The sequence below is a fragment of the Microbacterium pollutisoli genome (assembly GCF_053586795.1).
This window is the reverse complement of record NZ_JBNYWT010000001.1, coordinates 401,332-425,371: the sequence shown is the minus strand read 5'-3', so window position 1 is coordinate 425,371 and position 24,040 is coordinate 401,332. Positions and strand designations below refer to the sequence as shown.

Here is a 24,040-nt window from a genome sequence, read left to right as displayed (position 1 = left end):
GGCATGTTCGGGTGGGACCGGGCAGGATGAAGCGCATGCCTGAGGCTCCCGACGAGGTCGTCGTCCGCTGCGTGGACGTGTCCGTCGCGCGTGGTGCCCGCGGACCGCGCGTGGTCGACGGGGTGTCCTTCACCGTGGCCCGCAGGGGAGCGCTCGCCCTCATGGGACCCACCGGGTCCGGCAAGTCCAGTCTGTTGGCGCTGCTGGCCGGCGCCGACCCGCAGGTGCGGCTCGTGGGCGGCACGGCCGAAGTCGCCGGCATCCGGGTCGACCGCCGCGGCCGCGTCGGGCGGGCCCGGCGCTACGTGACCGGCTACCTGTCGCAGCGGGCGGGCGCCGACCTGGCAGCGCGGATGACCGTGTCCGACGTCATCGCCGACCCGATCACCAGCCGCGCCCGCCGCGCGAATCCGCGGGCACTGGAGGTGCGGGTGGCGGCGCTTCTCGATGAGCTGCAGCTGCCCCTGGGCGCGGCACAGAAGTATCCGTATGAGCTGTCGGCCGGGATGCGGCAGCGGGTCGCGCTGGCACGCGCCCTCGTCTTGCAGCCGCAGGTGCTGATCGCCGACGACCTGTTCGCGAATCTGGACCCCGAGGTGCGTTCGACCGTGTACGACGCGATCGAGCGCCGCCGGCGGCAGCACGGCATGGCGCTGCTGCTGGCCACCAACGAGGAGGACGCGGTAAGGGGTTTCGACGCGGACGTCCTCGTGCTGCGAGACGGTGTGCCGGTCGCTTTCGGGCACCGCGTCGACGATCTGCTGTGGACCCCCGACGCGCGCACGCAGAAGCCGGCCTGATGTCACGAGCACCCCTCAGGCTTTGATAGCATGGTCTGGTTGCCCGCTCGCGGGTGACTGATCCTCGGTAGCTCAATTGGCAGAGCAATCGGCTGTTAACCGATAGGTTCTTGGTTCGAGTCCAAGCCGGGGAGCCAACGGCCCCGAGCTCCACCTCGGGGCCGTTCCTGTTTCCGGTGGTGACGAGGCTTCGCGTGCGTGCCGGACTAGGCGTCGAGGTCGTCGACGCCCGGCATCCAGCTCTGCCCCGGCCGGCCCCACCCGCGCTTGCGGGCGATCTTCTGCACCGTCTTCCAGTCGCCGTCGTCGAGCCGGTCGATGTAGAGCACGCCGTCGAGGTGGTCGAACTCGTGTTGCATGATGCGCGCCCGCCAGCCCGTGACATGGATCTCGACCGGGGCGCCGTCGAGGTCGATCCCGGTGACGCGCACCTCGTCCGAGCGGCGCAGGGGGAAGCGCTCACCGGGGAAGGACAGGCATCCTTCGGACTCCTCGTCGGGGTCGGGGGCACCCGGCTCCAACGGCTTCTGCCACAGCACGGGATTGAGCACGACGCCGCGCCACGGGGCGCCGTCGTCGTCCTGGTAGCTGTACGTGTAGATGCGCAGCCCCACCCCGACCTGCGGGGCGGCCAGGCCCACCCCCGGGGCCGCGTCCATGGTCTCGAACATGTCGGTCACGAGAGTGCGGATCTCGTCGGTCACCTCGTCGACCGGGGCGGCGACGGCGTGGAGGACGGGATCGCCCATGATGCGAATCGGGAGAACTGCCACGTCCTGAGCCTACCGACGCAGGCATGCCGTTAGTGTCATTGTGTGGATGCGGCGGGTATGGCGCTGGAGGACATCACCGATCAGGTGGTGGGGGTGTTCAGGGACCCGGCGATCCTCATCGGCATCCCGCTGGCCCTTCTCGGCGCCGTGTTCATGTCGTTCGGCGCGCAGTACCAGCATCGCGGCGTGCAGAAGGTCGAACGGCTCTCGAAGCAGTCGGGTGAGCGCGGCGGCCTGAGCGGGGGACAGCTGGTGAATCTGCTGCGCCGGCCGTCGTGGGTGATCGGAACCGTCATGCTCGGCTTGGCGATCGTGTGCCAGCTGTCGGCGCTGTCGTTCGCCCCGCTCATCCTCGTCCAGCCCGTGGGCGCGATCTCCCTGGTCATCACGACGCTGCTCAACGCGCGCATCAGCGGCCACAAGCCCACCGGACGCTCGCTCACCGCCATCGCGCTGTGCGTGGGCGGCATCCTCATCTTCGTGACCATCGCTGCCCTGTACGCGACCGAGGAGCCGGTCACCGACGGGCAACTGACGACCATCCTCATCATCCTGGCCGCGGTGACGGTCCTGCTCACCGGCGCGTGGCTGTGGCTGCGCCACCGCATGACCGCGCTGTTCTACATCGTCGCCGCCGGCATCATGTACGGATTTGTGGCGACGCTCGCGAAGGTCGTGATCAGCCGCATCCAGTCGGGGGACTTCGAGTGGCTCACCCTGCTGTGCCTGCTGGGGCTGCTCGCCGGCACCGGTGTGGGCGCCTATTTCGTCCAGAGTGCGTACGCCTCCGGACCGCCCGACCTCGTCATCGCGGGACTGACGGTGATCGATCCGATCGTGGCGATCCTGATCGGCCTCGTGGTCCTGCAGGAGGCCGAGGGTGCCCCGTGGCCCGCCTACCTGGGCTTCGCCGTCGCGGGCGCCCTGGCCATCGTCGGCGTCTTCCAGCTCGCCCGACACCACCCGCAGGTCATCAGCGAGAGCCAGGAGCTGCCGATCCGCCGCGGGAGCAGCGGGGGCGTGGTCCCCGACGATCCCGCACCGCGCACCGGTTCGGTACGCATCACCGAGGCCGTGTCGAAGGTGTGGCCGGAGCCGCCCGTCGACGACGACAAGCCCCTCGGCCCGCACCGCCGCTGACCGGTGCCGCGGGCGCACTCCGGTAGGCTCGGAACGCAGGGGGCGGTGGCCAAGCTGGTCAAGGCAGCGGGCTCATAACCCGACGATCGTGGGTTCAAGTCCCACCCGCCCCACGCAGGAAACGGCCGCCCGGGGGCGGCCGTTTCGCGCATCACACGGCGGGGGCGGAACCTTCTTCCGCATCGACGCCCATGCCGGGCACGGTGGCACCTTCGGCGCCGTGCCGCACGGCGTCCTCGATCCGCTGACCGATGACCGCATCGACGTTCTTCCAGTACTGGAATGCGTTCGACAGGACGGGCTCGCGCACGCCGTCCAATGCGCCGGCCACCGTCTGGACGAACTCGTCGCGCTGCGCATCGCTGAACACCTCCCGCACGAGGGTGCCGGCCTGGCCGAAGTCGTCGTCTTCGGGATGCAGGTCGTACGCGTGGCGCGTCAGCTCGCCGTCGGCCTCCCACCCGTTGGCCACCGGGCCTTCCTCGTCCGACCACGAGTCGCCGAACGAGTTCGGGGCGTACACCGAGCGGGCGCCGGTGTGCTCGTACCACATGCTGCCCTCGAAGTTGTAGGTGTGCACCTCGTTGACGGGCTTGTTGACCGGCAGCTGCTGGAAGTTCGTGCCGATCCGGTACCGCTGGGCGTCCTGATACGAGAACGTGCGGCCCAGCAGCATCTTGTCCGGAGAGTTCCCGGTGCCCGGGACCATGTTGGCCGGTGAGAACGCCGCCTGCTCGATCTGGGCGAAGAAGTTCTCCGGGTTGCGGTCCAACGTCATCGTTCCGACCTTGATGCGCGGGTAGTCCTTCTTCGACCAGATCTTCGTCAGGTCGAACGGGTTGAACCGATACGACCGGGCCTCGTCGTAGGGCATGATCTGGAAGTACAGGTCCCACGAGGGCGCGTCACCGCCCGCGATGGCCTCGTAGAGGTCCTGACGGTGGAAGTCGGCGTTGGCCCCGGCGAGCCGCTCCGCCTCGGCGTTGGTGAGGTATTCCACCCCCTGGTTCGTCTGGAAGTGCCATTTCACCCAGAACCGCTCACCCTGGGCGTTGACGAGGGAGTAGGTGTGCGAGCTGTACCCGTTCATGTGCCGCCAGGTGCGGGGGAGGCCGCGCTGGCCCATCAGGTAGGTGACCTGATGGGCGGACTCCGGGTTGCAGGTCCAGAAGTCCCACTGCATGGTGGCGTCCCTCAACCCGTTGTGCGGCAGCCGTTTCTGCGACCGGATGAAGTGCTGGAACTTCATGGGGTCGCGCACGAAGAACACCGGGGTGTTGTTGCCGACGAGATCGAAGTTGCCCTCATCGGTGTAGAACTTCAGCGCGAACCCCCGGACGTCCCGCCAGGTGTCGGGGGAGCCCAGTTCCCCGGCCACGGTGGAGAACCGCGCCAGCATCTGGGTGGTCTTGCCGGGCTGGAGGAAGTCGGCCATCGTGTACCGCGACACATCCTCGGTGACCTCGAACCTGCCGAACGCCCCACCGCCCTTGGCGTGCGGACGACGCTCGGGCACGTTCATCCGGTTGAAGTGCTGCATGGTCTCGATCAGGTGGTGATCGTGCAGGACGATCGGCCCGTTGTTGCCGACGGTCAGGGCGTTCCGATCACTGACCGCGGGGATGCCGGCCTGCGTGGTGGAACCGGTGGCGTGCGGCGTCTTGTCGTCCATCTCGTTCTCCTTCGTTGGCGAATCGATCGACGGCTGTCAGGCAGCCGCTCCCATCCTCCCACCGTCCGCCGGTTCCCGGGCGGGTCCGTCGAATCACAGGCTTGTGATTCCACCCCGGCATCAGAGATAATAGGCGCACAACCGCATATCCCGCCGCACTCCGGCACTCAGGTCGTAGGGGAAGACGCACCTGATGAAACGGAGAAGTCATGGCGACACCACAAGCGCGTGGAGTGATCTACATCCACTCCGCGCCGCGCGCGTTGTGCCCCCACCTCGAGTGGGCAGTCGGTCGCGCCCTCGGGCACGCCGTCAGCTTCGACTGGGCAGACCAGCCTGTCCTCGCCGGCAGCCGCCGCGCCGAGTACTACTGGGAGGGTCCGGCCGGTACCGGAGCGGCCCTGGCCACGGCCATCCGCGGCTGGGAGCACCTGCGGTTCGAGGTGAGCGAGGATCCGACGCCCCGCAGCGACGGCGGACGCTGGATGCACACGCCGGGCCTGGGCATCCACTTCGCACAGACCGACACCGCCGGCAACGTCGTCATCGGCGAGGACCGCATCCGGTATGCGATGGAGATCGCGGCCGGGGACGTGCACGAGCTGCAGCGTGAACTCGATATCGCCCTGGGCGCGGCCTGGGACGAGGAGCTCGACCCGTTCCGGCACGCCAGCGACGATGCCCCGGTGGTCTGGCTGCACAAGGTCGGCTGAGACGATCGGTCGGTCGTGACACTGGACGACTGAAGACGCAGGCGGGCGCGTGGCGCCAGTACGGGACTCGGATGACGGGTTTCCCGGGTCCCAGGACCGCGTACCGCACCGCCTGACATGGAAAGACGCCCCCGGATGGCTTCCCGGGGGCGTCTTCACATGCAGGATCAGACCGACGCGAACACGGCGACGGCGTTGTGGCCGCCGAAGCCGAACGAGTTGCTGATCGCGAGCTGATCGCCGGCGCCCAGCGGTGTGGACTCACCCGACAGCCGGAAGGGCACGGCCGGGTCCTGCTCGGTGATGTTGATCGTCGGCGGTGCGACCCGGTCGCGCAGGGCGAGGATCGTGAAGACCGCTTCGAGCGCGCCGGTGCCGCCCAGGAGGTGGCCGGTGGAGGCCTTGGTGGCCGAGACCGGGATCTCGTCGACCCGATCGCCGAACACGGTCTTCAGCGCCACGTACTCGTTGGGGTCGCCGACCGGTGTCGATGTCGCGTGCGCGTTGATGTGCGTGACGTCGTCGGGGGAGGCGTCCGCGTTGCGCAGGGCGATCTGCACGGCGCGGGCGGCCCCGGTCCCCTCGGGGTCGTTCGCGGTGATGTGGTACGAGTCGGCCGTCACACCGCCGCCGAGGACGGCGCCGTAGATCTTGGCGCCGCGGGCCTTGGCGTGCTCCTCGGTCTCGAGGATCAGCACCGCCGCACCTTCGCCCATGACGAAGCCGTCACGGTCGACGCTGCCCGGACGCGATGCGGTCGCCGGGTCGTCGTTGCGACGGGACAGCGCCTGCATCGAGGCGAACGAGGCGATCGTGATGGGATGCACCGCCGACTCGGTGCCGCCGGCGATGACGACGTCGGCCAGCCCCTGCTGCAGGTGCTCGACCGCGTTCACGATCGACTCGGTGCTCGACGCGCAGGCGCTCGCGACGGTCCGCGCGTACGCCCGTGCCCCGAAGTGCAGCGACAGGTTGCCGGCGGCCGCATTCGGCATGAGCATGGGGACCGTCATCGGCAGCACGCGCCGCGGCCCCTTCTCACGCAGCGTGTCCCACGCGTCCAGCAGCGTCCACACGCCGCCGATGCCGGTCGCGAAATCGACACCGAGCCGCTCGGGCTCCACCTCCGGCTCCCCGGCGTCGGCCCACGCCTCCAGCGCGGCGACGAGCGCGAACTGCGAGGACGGGTCCAGTCGCTTGGCGACGGGTCGTTCGAGCACGGTGTCCGGCCGGACGAGCGCCTCGGCGGCGAACGTCACCGGCAGGCTGTACTGCTCGACCCAGTCGTACTCGAGCGTGCGGGCGCCGGATGCTTTGTCCAGCAGCGCCGACCAGCTGTCGGGCGCGGTCCCGCCGATGGGGGAGGACGCACCGATGCCGGTGACGACGATACGGGGCTTGGTCATGGTCTCCTCGCGGTCTCGGGGCGGGGGCACGGGCCCCCACCGCCGTTGAAGGTCACTCCTGGTTGGAGGTGATGAACGTCACAGCATCGCCGACCGTCTTGAGGTTCTTGACCTCGTCGTCGGGGATGGTGACACCGAACTTCTCCTCGGCGTTCACGACGATCGTCATCATCGAGATCGAGTCGATGTCGAGGTCGTCGGTGAACGACTTCTCGAGAGCGACCTCGTCGGCCGCAATGCCCGTCTCGTCGGTGATGAGCTCGGCGAGCCCGGCGAGAACCTCGTCGTTGGTGAGTGCCATGGGATGTCTCCTTGTTCTGATGGTGGTCTTCCAGGGCCCGACCGGGCCGCTGTTCAGTTTAGGTGTGCGGATGGCGCGGTCAGGGGAGCACCACGACTTGCGCACCGAACACGAGTCCGGCGCCGAAACCGATCTGCAAGGCCAGTCCGCCGCTGAGTTCGGGGTGCTCTTCGAGCAGACGGTGCGCGGCGAGCGGGATGGATGCCGCGGAGGTGTTGCCGGTCGTCTCGATGTCACGGGCGATCACGACCGAGTCGGGCAGCTTGAGCTGCTTGGCGAACTCGTCGATGATGCGCATGTTCGCCTGGTGCGGGACGAACGCGGCGAGATCCGCCGGCGTCACACCCGCGGCTTCCAGCGCCTGGCGCGCGACCTTGACCATCTCCCACACCGCCCAGCGGAACACCGTGGGGCCCTCCTGACGGAGCGTCGGCCAGGGGGCGAGACCGTCGCGGAACTCGACGAGGGTGTGGTTCATGCCCACGGCGTCGGCCTTGGATCCGTCCGACCCCCATACCGTCGGGCCGATACCCGGTGTGTCGCTGGGGCCGATGACCACGGCGCCGGCGCCGTCGCCGAGTAGGAACGAGATCGAACGGTCGGTGGGGTCGACGATGTCGCTGAGCTTCTCGGCGCCCACCACGATCGCATGCCGGGCGGCGCCGGCACGGATCAGCGCGTCGGCCTGCGCGACGCCGTACGCGAACCCGGCGCAGGCGGCGTTGACGTCGTAGGCGGCGGCCGGGTTGGCACCGACGCGGTCGGCGACGATGGCCGACACCGACGGTGTCTGCTTGGGGTTGGAGATCGTCGCGACGATGACGGCGTCGATCTGGTCGGCGGGCACGCCCGAACGCTCGACGGCCTCGCGGGCCGCGTCGGCGGCGAGGTCGATGGCGGTGGTGGTCGCGACGGCGCGCGTGCGGGTGACGATGCCGGTGCGCTGGCGGATCCACTCATCGCTGGAGTCGATCGGACCGATCAGGTCGTCGTTGGGCACGGCGTTCTCGCCGCGTGCCGCGCCGTACGCGTAGATGCGGGTGTGTGCCGCTCCGGTGGACTGTTTCAGCGTGACGGTCACGCGTCGCCTCCTGTCAGAAGTGCGGTGGCCCCCTCGAGATCCTCGGGAGACTTCACCGCGACCGCGGGGACGCCGCGCAGGGCACGCTTGGCGAGCCCGACGAGGGTGCCGGCGGGGGTCAGTTCGATGATGCCGTCCACACCGTGGTCGGCGAAGGACGCCATGCACAGGTCCCAGCGCACGGGGCTGGCCACCTGCGCGACCATGAGGTCCACGGCCGTGCGGCCGTCGCCCACGGTCGTGCCGTCGCGGTTGGTCCACAGGGTCAGCTCGGGGGTGGATGCCGCGACATCGGCGGCCGCCGCGCGCAGCGTGTCGACGGCGGAGGCCATGTAGCCGGTGTGGAAGGCGCCGGCCACCTGCAGGGGGATGACCCGCACGCCGCGGGGCGGCTCGGCGGCGAGTTCGGCCAGGTCGGCCAGGGCCCCGGCGGCGACGATCTGCCCCCCGCCGTTGTAGTTGGCCGCGGTGAGCCGCAGCTCGTCGAGTCGGGCGACCACGGCATCCTGGTCCCCGCCGATGACGGCGCTCATGCCGGTGTCCGCCGCTGCGGCGGCTTCGGCCATCGCACGGCCACGCACGCCGACCAGCCGCATCGCATCGTCGACCGAGAGCACCCCGGCCGCGGCCATCGCGGCCAGTTCGCCCACGGAGTGACCGGCGACCCCGGCGGGGCGGGTGCCGGTGGCGGTCAGCGCTTCCCAGGCCAAGAGGCCCGCCGCTACGATCAGCGGCTGCGCCACCTGGGTGTCGCGGATGCGGTCGGCGTCCCATTCGGTGCCGGCCGCGATGAGGTCGACCCCGGCGGCCTCCGAGAAGTGCGCGAGACGCTCGCGGGCGCCCTCACGCTCGAGCCACGGAACCAGGAACCCAGGGGTCTGCGACCCTTGTCCGGGGAAGACGGCGATTTTCACGGTTCCATCCTGCCAACAACCGGGCGACCCCATCTGGCGATCATGTCACAAGAAACCGCGCAGGCTTTGTGCGTGCCGTACATTCGGGTCACGGTCGCCGGGCGCCGGCGCTGCGCCGACGGGTGAGGTCGGTGCCGATCGAACCGAGGATGAGGGCGGTCTGCAGGATCAGCGCCTCCCGGGGTCCGGTGGCATCCCAGCCGATGACGTCGGACACGCGTTTGAGTCGGTAGCGAACGGTGTTCGGATGCACGAACAGCTCGCGCGCGGTCGCCTCCAGGGAGCGCCCGTTGTCGAGGTAGCTCCACAGCGTCGCCACCAGGTCGGTGGAGTGCGCGTGCAGCGGACGGTAGATGCGCTCGACGAGGGTCGCCTTGGCCAGCGCGTCGCCGGCCAGCGCCCGCTCGGGGAGCAGGTCGTCGGCCTCGACCGGCCGCGGGGCGTTGCGCCAGGCCGCGGCGACCGCGAACCCGGCCAGTGCCGCACGCGCGCTCTGCCCGGCATCCACGAGGGCCGGCACCGTCGGCCCCAGCACCAGGTGCCCGGCCCCGAACCCCGGTTCGAGGCGACGGGCGATCTCGACGAACGGCAGCTCTTCGGCCGCGTCGACCTTTGCCGGCTCGGCACGGCCGATGACCAGGACCAGCCGGGATCCCTGCACGCCGATCAGCACATCGACGCCGAGCTTGCGGGCCATGCGCCGCAGGTGGTCGACGTCGAACTGTGCCGGTGCGGTGCCCACGAGCACCGCGACCTCGCCGTGTCCGTGCCAGCCCAGGGCCGCGATCCGGCTCGGCAGTTCCTCGTCGGCTTCGCCGGTGAGGATCGAGTCCACCACGAGCGCTTCCAGCCGCGCATCCCACAGGCCGCGGGCCTCCGCCGCGCGCGCATACACGTCGGCGGCGGCGAAGGCGACCTCCCGCGAGTACAGCAGGATGCTCTCGCGGAGGTCTTCACCCCGCCCGGCGATGCGTTCCTCGGTCACCTCGACGGTTACCCGCACCAGCTGGAGGGTCTGGGTCAGGCTGACACTGCGCAGCAGCTCACGAGGAGCCGCCGCGAAGATGTCGGCCGCGATCCAGGGTGTCGAGTTGGGGTCGTCGTACCACTGGATGAAGGACGTGATGCCCGCCTGTGCGACCAGGCCCACCGCGGAGCGGCGCGCCGGCGGCATCTCCGCGTACCACGGCAGCGAATCCTCGAGTCGCTGGATGGTCGCCGTTGCGAGGTCACCGGAGATCCGCCGCAGCCAGGCGAGGGTCTCCGCCTTCTCCTGCGGTGGACGGGCGGGCATACGCGTCAGCTTTCGCCGCCGGCGTTGCCGCTCGTGCCGGCCGTCACGTCGTGCAGTCGGTACTTCTCGATCGCCTGCGCGGACAGTGCCCGGTCGACGACGCCCTCCTCGGCCAGCGACTGCAGCGCCCGCACGGCCATCGACGGCCCGTCGATCTTGAAGAACCGGCGTGCGGCGGCGCGGGTGTCGGAGAAGCCGAAGCCGTCGGCACCCAAGGTCGCGTAGCTGCGCGGCACCCACGGACGGATCTGATCCTGGACGGCGTGCATGTAGTCGCTCACCGCGATGACCGGGCCCTCGGTGTCGGCGAGCTTCTGCGTCACGTAAGCGGTCCGCGGTTCGCTCTCCGGGTGGAGGAAGTTGTGCTCGTCGGCGGCGAGGCCGTCGCGGCGCAGCTCACCCCAGCTCGTGACCGACCACACGTCGGCGACCACGCCCCAGTCGTCCTTCAGCAGCTGCTGCGCCTCCAGCGCCCACGGCACGCCCACACCGGATGCGAGCAGCTGCACCCGGGGACCGTCGCCGGAGCCGACCGAGACACGGTGGATGCCGCGGACGATGCCCTCGACGTCGACGTCGGCCGGCTCGGCCGGCTGCACCATCGGCTCGTTGTACAGCGTCAGGTAGTACATGACGTTCGGGTCGGGGTGGTTGCCGCCGTACATCCGGTCCAGGCCTGCGCGCACGATGTGCGCGATCTCGTAGCCGTAGGCCGGGTCGTACGACACGGTCGCCGGATTGGTGGACGCCAGCAGGGGCGAGTGGCCGTCGGCGTGCTGCAGCCCTTCACCGGTGAGGGTGGTGCGGCCGGCGGTCGCGCCCATGATGAAGCCGCGCGCCATCTGGTCGCCGGCAGCCCACAGCGCGTCGCCGGTGCGCTGGTAGCCGAACATCGAGTAGAAGATGTACACAGGGATCAGCGGCTCGCCGTGCGTCGAGTACGACGTCCCGGTCGCGGTGAACGCGGCGGCGGCGCCGGCCTCGTTGATGCCGACGTGCATGATCTGACCCTGCGGGCTCTCCTTGTAGGCCAGCAGCAGGTCGCGGTCGACCGAGGTGTAGTTCTGCCCGTTCGGGTTGTAGATCTTCGCCGACGGGAAGAACGCGTCGATGCCGAACGTGCGGGCCTCGTCGGGGATGATCGGGACGATGCGGTGACCGAACCCCTTGGCGCGCAGGAGGTCCTTGAGCAGCCGGACGAAGGCCATCGTGGAGGCGATCTCCTGCGACCCGGAGCCCTTCTTGGGCAGCTCGTAGGTCTTGTCGTCGGGCAGTTCGATCGGCACGTGGTGGCTGCGCCGCTCGGGCAGGAATCCGCCCAGTGCGCGCCGGCGCTCGATCATGTACTGGATCGTCTCGTCCTCCATGCCGGGGTGGTAGTACGGCGGGAGGTACGGGTTCTCCTCGAGCTGCGCGTCGGTGATCGGGATGCGCATCGAGTCACGGAACTGCTTGAGGTCCTCGAGCGTCATCTTCTTCATCTGGTGGGTCGCGTTGCGCCCCTCGAAGTGGTGCCCGAGGCCGTAGCCCTTGATGGTCTTGGCCAGGATGACGGTGGGCTGACCCTTGTGCTCGACGGCCGACCGATAGGCGGCATACACCTTGTGGTAGTCGAGGCCGCCGCGGCGCAGCTTGCCCCAGATGTCGTCGTCGCTCCAGTCCTTGACCATGGCGGCGGTGCGCTCGTCACGGCCGAAGAAGTGGTCGCGGATGAACTTGCCGTCCTCGGCGCGGTAGGTCTGGAAGTCACCGTCGGGCGTGGTGTTCATGAGGCGCACGAGCGCGCCGTCGCGGTCCTGGTCGAGCAGTTCGTCCCAACCGCGGCCCCAGACGACCTTGATGACGTTCCAGCCGGCTCCGCGGAAGAAGCTCTCCAGTTCCTGGATGATCTTGCCGTTGCCGCGGACGGGACCGTCCAGCCGCTGCAGGTTGCAGTTGATGACGAACGTGAGGTTGTCCAGGCCCTCATTGGCGGCAACCTGGAGTTGACCACGGCTCTCGATCTCGTCCATCTCGCCGTCACCGAGGAACGCCCACACCCGCGAGTCGGAGAGGTCCTTGATGCCGCGGTTGGTGAGGTACTTGTTGGTCATCGCCTGGTAGATGGCGTTGATCGGCCCCAGGCCCATCGACACCGTCGGGAACTGCCAGTACTCCGGCATGAGCCGCGGGTGCGGGTAGGAGGGGAGGCCCAGCGGGGCGGCGGACTTCTCCTGGCGGAACCCGTCGAGCTGGTCGGCCGAGAGACGACCCTCGAGGAACGAGCGGGCGTAGATGCCGGGGGAGGCGTGCCCCTGGATGAACACCTGGTCGCCGCCGCCGGGGTGGTCCAGCCCCCGGAAGAAGTGGTTGAAGCCGACCTCGTACAACGAGGCGGAGGACGCGTAGGTGGAGATGTGGCCGCCGACGCTGATCTCGGGCCGCTGCGCACGGTGCACTGTGAGCGCGGCGTTCCAGCGGATCCAGCGGCGGTAGCGGCGCTCGAGCTCCTCGTCACCGGGGAAGGCGGGCTCGTTCTCCGTCGCGATCGTGTTGATGTAGTCGGTGGTCGGCACCTGGGGGACGTTGAGGTGCAGCTCACGCGAGGTGTTCAGCAGGCTGAGCATGATCTCGCGGCCGCGGCCTGCGCCCTTGGCATCGACCAGCTGCTGGAGCGACTCCCGCCACTCCGCGGTCTCTTCGGGATCGCTGTCCAGCGGGCCCTGCGAATACGGATCCTGTTCGTTGACAGTCACGGGAGGCCTTTCGTCGTCTGGCAGGTCGTGCCAGGAATCGGGGTTCAGGCGAGCGCGGCTTTGTGTAGCACGGACAACGCACCATCACTCAGCCTAGTCACACTCGGCCCCGCCGGGACGACCCTGCGACCGTGCGAATCGCCGCGGGTCCGGTGTGGGCCCTGCCGGGATCGAACCGACGACATCCACGGTGTAAACGTGGCGCTCTACCAGCTGAGCTAAAGGCCCTGACCGCCCCAGTCTACGGGCGTGGGCGGGGTAGGTTGGAAGGGTGAAAGCCAGCCCCGCCGACCAACGTCGTCTTCTCGACCTCGCCGCCCTCGACGTCGCGCTCGCGCAGGCCGACGACGCCCGCCGCAATCCTGCCGCGGCCGCCCGGGTGAAGGAGCTGCTCGCCCAGCGTCAGGAGTACTCGGTCGAGCTCACCCGGCTGCTGGGGGTCCGCGATGACCTCGCGGCCGAACTCAAGCGTCTCGAGTCCGACGTCGCGGTCGTGGAGGCACGCAGCGCCCGCGACGCCGAGCGGCTCGCCACCTCCACCAACGCCAAGGACGCACAGGGCCTCGAGCACGAGATCGCCTCCCTCACCAAGCGGAAGCGCGACTTGGAGGACTCCGAGCTCATGCTCATGGAGAAGCTCGAAGCGGCCGAGGCGGAGGTCGCCGCCCAGGAAGCACTGATCGCCACGACGAACGAGGAGGGCGCGCGGCTCAGCGCCGAAGGCAAAGCCGCCGTCGCCGAGGCGACGACCCGGTTCGAGCAGGCGTCGCGCGACCGTGCGGCGGTGGCCGACGCGCTCCCGGCCGACCTCGTCGCGCGGTACGAGACACTGGCCGCACGGGGCGTCGGCGCCGGCCTGCTGCGCCGGCGCACCTGCGAGGGCTGCCACATGGTGCTGTCGGGCACGGATCTGAACGCGCTGCGCCAGGTCCCCGACGATGAGGTCGCCCACTGCCCCGAGTGCGGCTGCATCCTGGTGCGCACCGACGAGTCCGGTCTCTGAGATGCGCGCCGCGCCACGGCGGTGAACGCGCCCGGCGCCGTGCCGACGGTCTGGAGCGTCGTCGGCCACGACGAGGACCGCGTGGTGGTCGTCGACCTGGCGGCCGACGCCGTCGAGACCGGCCGACAGTCCATCGCGCCGGAGAGACTGCCCGCCCTGATCGCCGCCGCCGGCGACGTCCGTCGCTGGGTCTTCAGCGACGTGGGCCGGTGGTATCCCGACATGCTGCGCGCGGGCGTGCGGGTGTCCCGGGCCCATGATCTGCGGCTGTGCCACGCCATCCTGCGCGACAGCGTGCTGGTGACCGATGCCGATCCGCTGCGGGGTCACGCCGAGTGGGATGTCGCCGCGGGGGAGCCGGGGACTCCAGCGGCCCCGGCGCTGTTCGAGCTGAATGCGGCGCCGGGCGTCGCCCCTCCCGACGCGATCGCAGACGTGCTGGCCGAGTTCGTCCGGCAGCACACCGCCCTGGCCGGCGCCCGCGATCCGGGGCGGTTGCGACTGCTGCTGGCGGCCGAATCGGCCGGGGCGCTCATCGCCGCCGAACTGCATTCCGCGGGGGTTCCCTGGGATATCGGCGTGCACGACGGCATCCTCGCCGACGCCTTCGGCCGTCCGGGACCGTCCGGCCTGCCGGCCGAGATCGAACGACTGGCGGCCGAGGTGCGCACGGCGTTGGGCGACCCCGCGGCGAGCCTCGACTCGCAGCCGAAGCTTCTGCGTGCCCTGCACCGGGCCGGTGTGCCGGCGACGTCGACCGCGCGGTGGGAACTCGCCGAGCACGATCACCCCGTCATCGCGCCGCTGCTGGCCTACAAGAAGCTCATGCGGCTGCACACCGCCAACGGCTGGGCCTGGCTGCGCGAGTGGGTCGCCGACGGCCGCTTCCGGCCGGTCTATGTGCCGGGCGGCGTCGTCACCGGCCGCTGGGCGTCATCGGGCGGGGGAGCGCTGCAGCTGCCCCGACAGCTGCGCCCGGCCGTGCGTGCGGATCCCGGCTGGGTGCTGGTCGTCGCCGATGTCGCCCAGCTCGAGCCGCGCATGCTGGCGGCGATGTCGGCGGACACGGCGCTGGCCGACGCCTCCCGCGGCCGTGACCTGTATGCCGGGATCGTCGACAGGGGCGTCGTCGAGACCCGGCAGGACGCCAAGATCGCGATGCTCGGCGCCATGTACGGCGCGACCACCGGCGACAGCGGTCGCCTCGTGCCGGCGCTGCGCCGGGCCTACCCCCGCGCCATGGGGCTCGTCGACAACGCCGCCCGTACGGGCGAGGCCGGGGGTGTCGTCAGCACGTGGCTCGGCCGCACCAGTCCGGCACCGCCGACGCTGTGGCGGACCGTGCAGTCCGCGGCGGCCGACGGCGACGCCGCCGCCGGCGAGCGGGCCCGGCGCGCGGCGCGGGACCGCGGGCGGTTCACCCGCAACTTCGTCGTGCAGGGGACCGCCGCCGAATGGGCGCTCGCCTGGCTCGCCGACCTGCGTCAGCGGCTCGCAGCCCTGCCGGTCGCGGATGCCGCCACCCCGGCGACCGCGTCCGGCCCGGTCTTCTCCCGACGCGCGCACCTGGCCTTCTTCCTGCACGACGAGATCATCGTGCATGCGCCGGCCGAGCATGCCGACGCGGCCACCGCAGCGGTCCGGGCCGCGGCCGCACACGCCACGACGCTGCTGTTCGGCCGGTTCCCGATCGACGTGCCGCTGGATCTGCGGGTGACCGCCGACGCCGGCAAGACGTGACTCAGCCGCACACCGCCGGCGCCACCGTCACCGTCGACGGATTGATCAGCGGGGTGTGCACCAGACCCAGATCCAGTGGCCTCGGTTCGGCGGCGATGAACCGGAACTCGACCACGTTGACCTCGGCGGGCGAGAGGTTGATGCGCACCAGGCTGGTCGGCCGACCGGCATCCACGACGTCGACCGAGATCTCGCGCTCACCGTCCTTCGTGACGCCCCCGAAGAAGGTGCCCGGCGGCGCCGCGACCGACACGCTCGTGCCGATGTCGCCGATGCCGGTGCCGAACAGCCCGTGGCCGGTCATCGACGGCGGCAGGGATGCGGCGTCGGGCGCGCTGCTGCTCATGGTCAGGCGCACCAGGACCTCCGCACGCCCGTCACTGCGACACCGGTCGGCGATCAGCTCCATGTCCACGTGCAGGAAGGTGTCCATCTTCCCGCCCGTGGCGTCGTTGAACAGCACCGCGAACGCATCGTCGCCGGCGGCGGCGACACGCCCTGACACCCCGTCGAGGATGCTGCCGTCGATCGCAGCCTGCACGGCCGGATCGGCGCTCCACAGGGCGAGGCGCCCGGCGCCGATCGGCTCGGCCAGGGCCCGCGCCCAGGTGAACGCGTCGGTCTGGAGCTCGGTGACGCGTTCGAACAGCGCCGTGGTCACCGCCTGCAGGTAGGCGGTCTGCCCGGTGCTGTCGTATCGCAGGTACGGTTCGAGCAGGATCCGGTCGACGAGATTGTCCGCCGTGAGCACCGAACCGTCGGGCAGGTCGACCGGCCCCGTGCTCGCGAGGAGCCCGCGCAGCGCCAGCGGGTCGAGCGAGACCACCGCGTCGGGCTCCGCCCCGCCATGGCCCGTCCACCACGCACGCGCCAGCGCGGCGGATTCGGAGAAGGTGGTCGGCATCGAGGCGTTCTGCACGAAGCGGCCGACGACGTCGCCGTAGAGCGCTGTGCGCGCGTCTCCCACCGGAAGGATCGAGGTGGCCCGCTCGGGGAACTGCGTGGAGTCGGCCTGATCGACCAGGGCGAACCGGCCTTCCTGCGCGCGCAGCAGCACGAAGGATCCGGTGATCCCGCCGCCGGTGCGCACCTCGGCCGGGTTCTGCAGCATGACGAGCACGGTCGCCTCCTCGTCGGAGGCGAGCGCGCCGCCCAGCAAGGCCACGGCGGCGAGGGCGTCGACGGTGGGCAGGCCGACGGTGAGGGCGTCCCGGAGCTGCTCGGCCGCCGCCCGGATCGGCGGCAGCAGTCCGGCGGTGTGCAACTCGGCGACCGCGTCCCGCGCAGTGGTCACGGCGACACCCGCGTCGTTCAGATCCCGTCCGATCCGCGACAGCGTCTCCGCGTCCGGCGCGGCGGCGGAGGTGGGGCTGCCGGCCGCCGCCAGAAGCGGGTCGAGCACCGCATCGGCCAGCTCGGCGGTATGGGCCGAGAGCGTGCGCACGGCACCGAAGTCGTCCCCGAGCAGCGGCATCGCCTCGGCGACCGCCCAGAGCGGGTCCTCGGTCGCGGCCGCGGCGGCGCGGGCATGATCGCCGACGGCGCGCGCCGCGACGGCGACCGCCGCCATGTCGGAACCGTCGGCAGCCGCCACCAGGTCACGGCCGCTCTGCGCGAGCGCCGTGAGGTGCGTCGCCGCCGCCGTCACCCGCAGCGCCAGCCAGCCGAACGCGGCGATCACCGCGCACAGCAGCAGAGCCGAGGTGACGACGACGGGCGCGATCCGGATGGAGCGGGCCACGACGCGTCAGCTGTGACGTCTGCGGCGTGCGACGAGCAGGACGACGCCGCCGAGGACCGCTGCGGCGGCGATGCCCGCCAGCGGCGCGACGATCGAGGTCGTGCCACCGGTCGCGGCCAACGACGCTGCGACACCGGCGGGGCCGGCGCATTCAGCGGACTCGTCCGGATACGACAGCGGCACCGCGAGCTCCGGGTTCACCCGGATCCAGGCGCTGATGTCCCCGCGCGTCCACGCGAAGTTGCCGGACGTCTCGAGCCACTCGTCCTGCTCGTACACCCATCCGGGCCAGCCGTCGCCCGTGCCCGATGCGTCGACGGACGCCCCGGGCCACAGCACCGACCCGCTCAGGCGGCCGGACGTGAGGGTGCCCAGCTGCAGGGACACCCGGTGCGTGCCGTCGCTGATGACCAGCGCCGCGGTGTCACCGGTGGACTGGCCGTCCGGATCGGTCAGCGTGACGCTGAAACTGATCCAGGGCGCCGACTGCAGGCACTGCGCTTCGGCCCAGGAGCCGGCCAGGCTCGGCTCTTCCGGCTTGTCGGGCACGTAGTCCACGCCGTCGGCGGCCGCAGTCACAGCCGGTGCGCCACCGGCGGCGGACGCCCCGGCAGGCGCGCCCACGAGCAGTAGTGCGGCCACGGCCACAGCCGCAGCCATCGATCGCTTGTCCATCAGACCTCCCCAAAGGTCGATAGCGGACGCCGCTGAGCGACACCCTTCATGTACGAGCACCCCAAATGCTCGTTTCCCCTGCCCCTGACGCTAGCGGATCGGGGCGACCGCCACAATCACCCGCGCCCGCGGGTCGGGGAACGCCCAGCCCGCCCCGCTAGACTCGGCGACGCGAATGGGTCGGCCGGACGGTCGCGTGGCGGGAGACCGCACCGAGGAACGTCCGGGCTCCGCAGGGCAGGGCGGTGGGTAACACCCACCCGGAGCGATCCGCGAGACAGTGCCACAGAGAGCAGACCGCCGGCGCGAGCCGGTAAGGGTGAAAGGGCGGTGTAAGAGACCACCGGGGACGTGGTGACACGTCCCGCACGGCAAACCTCGCCCGGAGCAAGGCCAGACAGGGGATGACGACGCGGCCCGCCGAGTCCCCGGGTAGGCCGCTGGAGCGGCACGGCAACGTGTCGCCGAGAGAGATGACCGTCGATGGGGCTTCGGCCCCGGAACAGAACCCGGCGTACAGGCCGGCCCATTCGCCCCGCCGGATCAGTCGGCGGACAGTGCCGCCGCGCCGATGATGCCCGCGTTGTTGCGGTGGACGGCCGGCACGATGGGCGTGCGCAGTTCGAGCAGCGGCAGGAACTTGTCGGCGTGCTTGGACACGCCTCCGCCCACGATGAACAGGTCGGGGCTGAGCAGGAATTCCAGATGCGTGTAGTACCACTGCAGGCGCCGTGCCCACGACTCGAAGCTGAGGTCGTCGCGCTCCATCGCCGAGTAGGCCGCCCACGCCTCGGCGTCGCGCTTGTGCCCGGCGCGCTGCAGGTGACCGAGCTCGGAATTGGGGATCAGGCGTCCGTCGAACAGCAGCGCGGTGCCGATGCCGGTGCCCAGAGTCGTCAACAGGACCAGTCCGGACACGTCGCGGGCGGCACCGTACCGAGCTTCGGCGATGCCGGCCACGTCGGCGTCGTTCGCGAAGTGGATCTCGCGCCCGAGTCCGTCCTCGAAGAACTTCTCGGCTTCGAACCCGATCCAGGTGTCGGCCACGTTCGCGGCCGACATCGTGCGGCCGTGCTTCACGATGGCGGGGAACGCCACGCCCAACGGCACATCGGCGTCGGCGACGCCGAGGGTGTCGAGCACGGTGCGCACGGCTGTCAGCACGTCATCGGGCTCGGCGCCGCGCGGCGTGGCGACCTTGACGCGGTCGCTGAGCAGCTTCCCGTCGTCGAGGTCGACGAGTGCTCCCTTGATGCCCGTCCCGCCGATATCCACTCCGACAGCGCGGCCTCGTGCTTTCGCCATGCTCCCCACACTACCCAGCGCCCCGGCCCTGCTCGTTAGGATCGGACCGTGGCCCGCGCGGGCCGGAGGAGGGCGTCATGACCACCGCATCCGAGAAGTACTGGTACAACTTCGCCACCGGCGCCGTCGAGAAGGGTTTCGAGTCCCCGACGATCGATCGTGCCGGGCCGTTCGACACCGCCGAGGAGGCCGCCCGGGCGCCCGAGCTGCTGCGCGAGCGGTCGCGCGCATGGGCGGAGGAGGAGGCGGCCGACGACGCGTGGGGGACGCCGCCCGCCCCGCCGACGAGCTCCGACGACGCGGCAGATTCGGATGGCGGCTCGGGCCGATAGTCTGATCACGCATCCGCCCACGACCGGCCCGGAAGGATCCGATGGACAAGCAGCGTGACTTCGTACTGCGCACGATCGAGGAGCGCGGGGTCAAGTTCGTGCGCCTGTGGTTCACCGACGTCATCGGCACGCTCAAGTCGGTCGCCATCGCGCCGGCCGAGGTGGAGGGCGCGTTCACCGAGGGCATCGGCTTCGACGGTTCGGCGATCGAGGGCTTCACCCGTACGTACGAGTCGGACCTGCTGGCCCGCCCCGACCCGACGACGTTCCAGACGCTGCCCTGGCGCGGCGACGTCGACCCGACCGCGCGGATGTTCTGCGACCTGACCACCCCCGACGGGCAGCCGGCCGTGGCCGACCCGCGGCACGTGCTCAAGCGCGCGCTCGAGAAGGCGGCCGACGCCGGGTTCACGTTCTACACGCACCCGGAGATCGAGTTCTACCTGCTCAAGTCGAAGACCTTCGGTCCCGAGGGTCCGGTGCCGGTCGACTCGGCGGGCTATTTCGACAATGTGCCCGGCGGCACGGCCCACGATTTCCGGCGCCGGTCGGTGCGCATGCTCGAGGACCTCGGGATCTCGGTGGAGTACAGCCACCATGAGGGCGGTCCGGGCCAGAACGAGATCGACTTGCGGTATGCCGATGCGCTGACCACCGCCGACAACATCCAGACGTTCCGCACGGTCGTCAAGGAGGTCGCGATCGAAGAGGGCGTGTACGCGACGTTCATGCCCAAGCCTCTGGCCGGGCAGCCCGGCAGCGGCATGCACACGCACATGTCGCTGTTCGAGGGCGATGTGAACGCCTTCTACGAGGCGGGTGCGCAGTATCAGCTCTCCCGCACCGGCCGGCAGTTCATCGCCGGTCTGCTGCGGCACGCGGGCGAGATCGCGGCGATCACGAACCAGTTCGTGAACTCGTACAAGCGACTGTGGGGCGGCGACGAGGCTCCCAGCTACATCACCTGGGGCCACAGCAACCGCTCGGCGCTCGTGCGGGTGCCGATGTACAAGCCTCACAAGAGTCAGTCCTCGCGCGTCGAGTACCGGGCGCTGGACTCGGCCGCCAACCCCTACCTGGCGTACGCGCTGCTGCTGGCCGCCGGTCTCAAGGGCATCGAAGAGGGCTACGAGCTGCCGCCGGAGGCGGAGGACAACGTGTGGTCGCTCACCGAGGGCGAGCGCCGCGCGCTCGGCTACCAGGCGCTGCCGACGAGCCTCGACCAGGCGCTGAGCTACATGGAGCAGTCCGAGCTCGTCGCCGAGACCCTCGGCGAGCAGGTGTTCAACTACGTGCTGCTGAACAAGCGCCGCGAGTGGGACGAGTACCGCGCGCAGGTGACGCCGTACGAGCTCAAGAGCAACCTGGAGATGCTCTGACCCGCCATGGCTTCACGGGTGCGGTCCACGGCGCTCACCGCACTGGCGCGCGCCGGGTTCAGTGATCTCACCGCCGCCGACGTCTGCCTGACCGAGCTCGCCCAGCTGGTCGGCCTGCCGCGCGAGGACATCGTCGCCGAGGCCGGGGGAGCGGCCGACCCCGACGGCGCGGTCGCCGCGCTGGTGCGCATCGCCCGCCGGAACGCGGATGCCGTGACGGCGGCCCTGCGCACCTCGGCGGCGCCGCTGTGGCTGCTGCTGGGCGCCTCCGAAGGCTTCGCGGACTTCTACCTGCGGCATCCCGGCGAACTGGCCGACCTGCACCGCGACCACACCAGCCTGCCCACCGCCGCCGAGCTGGATGACGCACTGTGGGCATCGGTCGGCGCCGACGCCGACGGGTTCGCCGCCACCGGTGACGAATCCGCGTGGGTCGCGCTGCGGGTCTGCTATCGGCGGATGCTGTCGCGCATCGCCGTGTTCGATCTCGCCGCCGGAAGCGCCCCCGAGGTGCTGGCCGACGTGGCCGCCGCCCTCGCGGATGCCGCCGGCGCGGCGCTGGAGGCCTCGCTCGCGGTCGCGCGCACCCGCATCTCGCAGGGCGCGGGGCTGTTCCCGCACGACCAGGTCGCTGCGACGCGCCTCGCGATCATCGGGATGGGCAAGGCCGGTGCCCGCGAGCTCAACTACGTCAGCGACGTCGACGTCATCTTCGTCGGGGGCGCCGACGAGGACGCCCTGGCATCCATCGGCGAGAGCCGTGTCATCGACATCGCGACGCGCCTCGCGGTGCAGACCATGCACGGCATCAGCGGCATGGAGGTCGAGCCGCCGCTGTGGGAGGTGGATGCCAATCTCCGCCCCGAGGGCAAGCAGGGCGCCCTGGTGCGCACCCTCGAGTCGCACATCTCGTACTACGACCGCTGGGCGCAGAGCTGGGAGTTCCAGGCGCTGCTGAAGGCCCGGCCGCTCGCCGGTGACCTGCAGCTGGGGGCCGCCTACCTTCAGGCCGTGCAGCCGAAGGTGTGGACCAGCGCGGCGCGGGAGAACTTCGTCGACAGCGTGCAGCGCATGCGCGAGCGCGTCACTGACAACATCCCTGCCGATGAGGTCGAGTTCCAGCTCAAGCTCGGTCCCGGCGGCATCCGCGACATCGAGTTCACGGTGCAGCTGCTGCAGCTCGTGCACGGGCTGTCGGACGACGCGGTGCGCCGCCCCGGCACCCTCGAAGCCCTGGAGGAGCTCGTCGCCGCCGGCTACATCGGCCGCGCCGATGCCGCCACGTTCGCGCAGGACTACCGGGTGCTGCGCGTTCTGGAGCACCGGCTGCAGCTGCGCGGCCTGCGCCGCACGCATCTCATGCCGGCCGACGCCGACGGCCGCCGGATCCTCGCCCGCGCCTCGGGGCTGGCCGAGACCGGCGACGACGTGTGGAAGCTCTGGGAGTCGGTCAAGCGCGAAGTGCGCGACATCCACGTGCGGCTTTTCTACCGTCCGCTGCTGTCGGCGGTGGCGGCCCTGCCCAGCGAGGAGCGGAGCCTCGCGCCGGAGCACGCGCACGACCGCCTCGCAGCCATCGGATTCCGCAACCCGGCGGGCGCCCTGCGCCACATCGGCGCGCTGACCACCGGCATCAGCCGCAAGGTCACCATCCAGCGGCACCTGATGCCGGTCATGATCCGCTGGTTCGCCGACGGCACCGATCCCGACGAGGGGCTGCTCGCGTTCCGGCGCATCAGTGAGCGGCTGGGGGACACGCCCTGGTTCCTGCGGGTGCTGCGTGACTCCGCGGGCGCGGCGGAACGGCTGACGCGGGTGCTGTCGGGGTCGCGGTACATCGGCGAGCTCATGGAGTGGATCCCCGAATCCGTCGCCTGGCTGGACTCGCCCGACGCGCTGCGGCCCCGGTCGGCGGCGGCGCTCGATGAGGAGGCGCGGGCCATCCAGACACGGCACTCCTCGGTCGAGTCGGCGATGCGGGCGGTGCGGGCCCTGCGGCGCCGCGAGCTGCTGCGCCTGGCCCTGGGGTGCGTGTCGGGCCCGGTCACCATCGACGAGCTCGGCCCGAGCCTGACCGACATCAGTCAGGTGACCATCCAGGCCACGCTGCGCGCCGTGCGGCGTGAGGTGATCCCCGAGGACGCCGCCGACCTCGATTTCAGCGTCATCGCCATGGGCCGCTTCGGCGGTGCGGAGCTGGGGTTCGGGTCGGATGCCGATGTGATGTACGTGTATGAGCCGAACGGCGTCGACCCGCAGCGTGCGCAGGAGCTGTCGCTGCAGCTGGTGGCGGGTCTGCGCCGCCACTCCGAAGACCACCGGGTGCCGTTCGACCTCGACGCGGATCTGCGACCGGAGGGGCGCAACGGGCCGCTGGTCCGGTCGCTCGAGTCGTATGAGGCGTATTACCGGCGCTGGTCGCTCTCGTGGGAGGCGCAGGCGCTGCTGCGGGCCCGTGGCGTGGCCGGCAGTGTCTCCCTCATCCAACGGTTCACCTCGCTCGCGGACGGGCTGCGCTATCCGGCAGACGTGAAGCTGCAGGATCTCCGGGAGATCAAGCGCATCAAAGCACGTGTGGAGAACGAGCGGCTCCCGCAGGGCGCGGATCCGAGCCGGCACCTGAAGCTCGGCCCCGGTGGGCTCAGCGACGTCGAATGGCTGGTCCAGCTCCTCCAGCTGCAGCACGCGCACACCGTGCCCGGATTGCGCACGACCTCGACGCTGGGCGCACTCGAAGCCGCGCGCGAGGCCGGGCTGGTGCCGGACGCCGCGGCCGCACAGCTCACCGCGGCGTGGCGGCTGGCATCCCGCCTGCGATCGGCGAACACCCTCCTGTCGGGGCAGACCAGCGACGTCCTTCCCACCGACCGGGCCAAGCTCGACGGCATCGGCCGCCTGCTGGAGTACCCCGCGCGCTCCGCCACGCGCGTGGAGGAGGACTGGCTGCGTACCGCCCGCCGTGCGCGCCGCGTGTTCGAGCAGCTGTTCTACGGCTGACGCGGACGGCCCCGCCGCACGAGGCGACGGGGCCGTGGG

At 70.7% G+C, this 24,040-nt stretch carries 19 protein-coding genes, 3 tRNA genes and 1 other RNA gene; 11 read left to right on the top strand and 12 right to left on the bottom strand.

All coding sequences use genetic code 11. From position 1 onward, the window contains the following. Positions 1-35: 35 nt before the first annotated feature. Both ACQ143_RS02045 and ACQ143_RS02040 read left to right on the top strand, forming a co-directional pair. Complete coding sequence (locus ACQ143_RS02045; RefSeq protein WP_449569053.1) at positions 36-800, top strand: ATP-binding cassette domain-containing protein; 765 nt, start codon at positions 36-38, stop codon at positions 798-800. Between the two features lie 61 nt (positions 801-861). Further along, a tRNA-Asn gene (locus ACQ143_RS02040) sits at positions 862-937 on the top strand. A gap of 69 nt (positions 938-1,006) precedes the next feature. On the opposite strand, the gene def is transcribed toward ACQ143_RS02040, so the two are convergent. Next, positions 1,007-1,573 (bottom strand): peptide deformylase, encoded by a 567-nt coding sequence (gene def, locus ACQ143_RS02035; RefSeq protein WP_449569052.1) that lies wholly within the window; start codon positions 1,571-1,573, stop codon positions 1,007-1,009. A gap of 57 nt (positions 1,574-1,630) precedes the next feature. Here def and ACQ143_RS02030 point away from each other — a divergent pair, with 57 nt between their 5' ends. Both ACQ143_RS02030 and ACQ143_RS02025 read left to right on the top strand, forming a co-directional pair. Beyond that, positions 1,631-2,713, top strand: a complete 1,083-nt coding sequence (locus ACQ143_RS02030) for a DMT family transporter (RefSeq protein ID WP_449569565.1) — start codon at positions 1,631-1,633, stop codon at positions 2,711-2,713. A 39-nt stretch (positions 2,714-2,752) separates the two neighbouring features. Continuing rightward, positions 2,753-2,826, top strand: a tRNA-Ile gene (locus tag ACQ143_RS02025). A 38-nt stretch (positions 2,827-2,864) separates the two neighbouring features. On the opposite strand, the gene ACQ143_RS02020 is transcribed toward ACQ143_RS02025, so the two are convergent. Further along, positions 2,865-4,385 carry a catalase gene (locus ACQ143_RS02020; RefSeq protein ID WP_449569051.1) on the bottom strand — a complete coding sequence of 507 codons (1,521 nt, stop codon included), beginning with the start codon at positions 4,383-4,385 and terminating at the stop codon, positions 2,865-2,867. Between the two features lie 209 nt (positions 4,386-4,594). Between ACQ143_RS02020 and ACQ143_RS02015 the strand changes: the two genes are divergently transcribed. Continuing rightward, a complete protein-coding gene (locus ACQ143_RS02015; protein WP_449569050.1) occupies positions 4,595-5,098 on the top strand; it encodes a DUF3145 domain-containing protein in 504 nt (167 codons plus the stop codon). A 167-nt stretch (positions 5,099-5,265) separates the two neighbouring features. On the opposite strand, the gene ACQ143_RS02010 is transcribed toward ACQ143_RS02015, so the two are convergent. The 7 genes from ACQ143_RS02010 to ACQ143_RS01980 all read right to left on the bottom strand — a co-directional run bounded on the left by ACQ143_RS02010 (position 5,266) and on the right by ACQ143_RS01980 (position 13,057). Further along, complete coding sequence (locus ACQ143_RS02010) at positions 5,266-6,504, bottom strand: beta-ketoacyl-[acyl-carrier-protein] synthase family protein (protein ID WP_449569049.1); 1,239 nt, start codon at positions 6,502-6,504, stop codon at positions 5,266-5,268. Positions 6,505-6,556: 52 nt separating this feature from the next. Further along, entirely contained in the window at positions 6,557-6,805 is a 249-nt protein-coding gene (locus ACQ143_RS02005) for an acyl carrier protein (RefSeq protein WP_449569048.1), read from the bottom strand. A gap of 79 nt (positions 6,806-6,884) precedes the next feature. After that, positions 6,885-7,886, bottom strand: a complete 1,002-nt coding sequence (locus ACQ143_RS02000; protein ID WP_449569047.1) for a beta-ketoacyl-ACP synthase III — start codon at positions 7,884-7,886, stop codon at positions 6,885-6,887. Further along, entirely contained in the window at positions 7,883-8,800 is a 918-nt protein-coding gene (locus ACQ143_RS01995; protein WP_449569046.1) for an ACP S-malonyltransferase, read from the bottom strand. Before ACQ143_RS01995 ends, ACQ143_RS02000 begins: the two co-directional genes overlap by 4 nt. Positions 8,801-8,888: 88 nt before the next feature. Continuing rightward, the gene (locus ACQ143_RS01990) at positions 8,889-10,094 is read right to left on the bottom strand and encodes a PucR family transcriptional regulator (protein WP_449569045.1); all 1,206 of its coding nucleotides are present in this window, start codon (positions 10,092-10,094) and stop codon (positions 8,889-8,891) included. Between the two features lie 5 nt (positions 10,095-10,099). Beyond that, complete coding sequence (gene aceE / locus ACQ143_RS01985; protein ID WP_449569044.1) at positions 10,100-12,829, bottom strand: pyruvate dehydrogenase (acetyl-transferring), homodimeric type; 2,730 nt, start codon at positions 12,827-12,829, stop codon at positions 10,100-10,102. 155 nt (positions 12,830-12,984) lie between these two features. After that, a tRNA-Val gene (locus ACQ143_RS01980) sits at positions 12,985-13,057 on the bottom strand. A 43-nt stretch (positions 13,058-13,100) separates the two neighbouring features. Between ACQ143_RS01980 and ACQ143_RS01975 the strand changes: the two genes are divergently transcribed. Both ACQ143_RS01975 and ACQ143_RS01970 read left to right on the top strand, forming a co-directional pair. Beyond that, complete coding sequence (locus tag ACQ143_RS01975) at positions 13,101-13,832, top strand: zinc ribbon domain-containing protein (RefSeq protein ID WP_449569043.1); 732 nt, start codon at positions 13,101-13,103, stop codon at positions 13,830-13,832. Positions 13,833-13,871: 39 nt separating this feature from the next. Beyond that, positions 13,872-15,572 carry a bifunctional 3'-5' exonuclease/DNA polymerase gene (locus ACQ143_RS01970; RefSeq protein WP_449569042.1) on the top strand — a complete coding sequence of 567 codons (1,701 nt, stop codon included), beginning with the start codon at positions 13,872-13,874 and terminating at the stop codon, positions 15,570-15,572. Position 15,573: 1 nt separating this feature from the next. Here ACQ143_RS01970 and ACQ143_RS01965 read toward each other — a convergent pair whose 3' ends face one another. Together ACQ143_RS01965 and ACQ143_RS01960 are read right to left on the bottom strand one after the other, a co-directional pair. Next, complete coding sequence (locus ACQ143_RS01965) at positions 15,574-17,313, bottom strand: DUF4012 domain-containing protein (RefSeq protein WP_449569041.1); 1,740 nt, start codon at positions 17,311-17,313, stop codon at positions 15,574-15,576. A 6-nt stretch (positions 17,314-17,319) separates the two neighbouring features. Beyond that, positions 17,320-17,988 carry an LPXTG cell wall anchor domain-containing protein gene (locus tag ACQ143_RS01960; RefSeq protein WP_449569040.1) on the bottom strand — a complete coding sequence of 223 codons (669 nt, stop codon included), beginning with the start codon at positions 17,986-17,988 and terminating at the stop codon, positions 17,320-17,322. 176 nt (positions 17,989-18,164) lie between these two features. Between ACQ143_RS01960 and rnpB the strand changes: the two genes are divergently transcribed. Then, an RNA gene (gene rnpB, locus ACQ143_RS01955) (RNase P RNA component class A) lies at positions 18,165-18,521 on the top strand. Positions 18,522-18,531: 10 nt separating this feature from the next. Here the strand turns inward: rnpB and ppgK are convergent. After that, positions 18,532-19,293 (bottom strand): polyphosphate--glucose phosphotransferase, encoded by a 762-nt coding sequence (gene ppgK / locus ACQ143_RS01950; RefSeq protein ID WP_449569039.1) that lies wholly within the window; start codon positions 19,291-19,293, stop codon positions 18,532-18,534. A 77-nt stretch (positions 19,294-19,370) separates the two neighbouring features. On the opposite strand from ppgK, the gene ACQ143_RS01945 reads away from it, so the two are divergent. Genes ACQ143_RS01945 through ACQ143_RS01935 form a run of 3 tightly spaced genes read left to right on the top strand, consistent with a single transcriptional unit; the run spans position 19,371 to position 24,001 of the window. Further along, positions 19,371-19,625 (top strand): SPOR domain-containing protein, encoded by a 255-nt coding sequence (locus ACQ143_RS01945; protein WP_449569038.1) that lies wholly within the window; start codon positions 19,371-19,373, stop codon positions 19,623-19,625. A 41-nt stretch (positions 19,626-19,666) separates the two neighbouring features. Next, entirely contained in the window at positions 19,667-21,004 is a 1,338-nt protein-coding gene (glnA, locus tag ACQ143_RS01940) for a type I glutamate--ammonia ligase (protein ID WP_449569037.1), read from the top strand. 6 nt (positions 21,005-21,010) lie between these two features. Next, entirely contained in the window at positions 21,011-24,001 is a 2,991-nt protein-coding gene (locus ACQ143_RS01935) for a bifunctional [glutamine synthetase] adenylyltransferase/[glutamine synthetase]-adenylyl-L-tyrosine phosphorylase (protein WP_449569036.1), read from the top strand. Positions 24,002-24,040: the final 39 nt, after the last annotated feature.

Excerpts from the sequence above, each read along its gene's own strand:
- glnA (WP_449569037.1), top strand. The coding sequence starts at position 19,667 with ATGGACAAGCAGCGTGACTTCGTACTGCGCACGATCGAGGAGCGCGGG.
- ACQ143_RS02015 (WP_449569050.1), top strand. The coding sequence starts at position 4,595 with ATGGCGACACCACAAGCGCGTGGAGTGATCTACATCCACTCCGCGCCG.
- ACQ143_RS02005 (WP_449569048.1), bottom strand. The coding sequence starts at position 6,805 with ATGGCACTCACCAACGACGAGGTTCTCGCCGGGCTCGCCGAGCTCATC.
- ACQ143_RS02020 (WP_449569051.1), bottom strand. The coding sequence starts at position 4,385 with ATGGACGACAAGACGCCGCACGCCACCGGTTCCACCACGCAGGCCGGC.
- ACQ143_RS01945 (WP_449569038.1), top strand. The coding sequence starts at position 19,371 with ATGACCACCGCATCCGAGAAGTACTGGTACAACTTCGCCACCGGCGCC.
- ACQ143_RS02030 (WP_449569565.1), top strand. The coding sequence starts at position 1,631 with ATGGCGCTGGAGGACATCACCGATCAGGTGGTGGGGGTGTTCAGGGAC.
- ACQ143_RS02045 (WP_449569053.1), top strand. The coding sequence starts at position 36 with ATGCCTGAGGCTCCCGACGAGGTCGTCGTCCGCTGCGTGGACGTGTCC.
- ACQ143_RS02010 (WP_449569049.1), bottom strand. The coding sequence starts at position 6,504 with ATGACCAAGCCCCGTATCGTCGTCACCGGCATCGGTGCGTCCTCCCCC.
- ACQ143_RS01935 (WP_449569036.1), top strand. The coding sequence starts at position 21,011 with ATGGCTTCACGGGTGCGGTCCACGGCGCTCACCGCACTGGCGCGCGCC.
- ACQ143_RS01990 (WP_449569045.1), bottom strand. The coding sequence starts at position 10,094 with ATGCCCGCCCGTCCACCGCAGGAGAAGGCGGAGACCCTCGCCTGGCTG.
- ACQ143_RS01960 (WP_449569040.1), bottom strand. The coding sequence starts at position 17,988 with ATGGACAAGCGATCGATGGCTGCGGCTGTGGCCGTGGCCGCACTACTG.
- ppgK (WP_449569039.1), bottom strand. The coding sequence starts at position 19,293 with ATGGCGAAAGCACGAGGCCGCGCTGTCGGAGTGGATATCGGCGGGACG.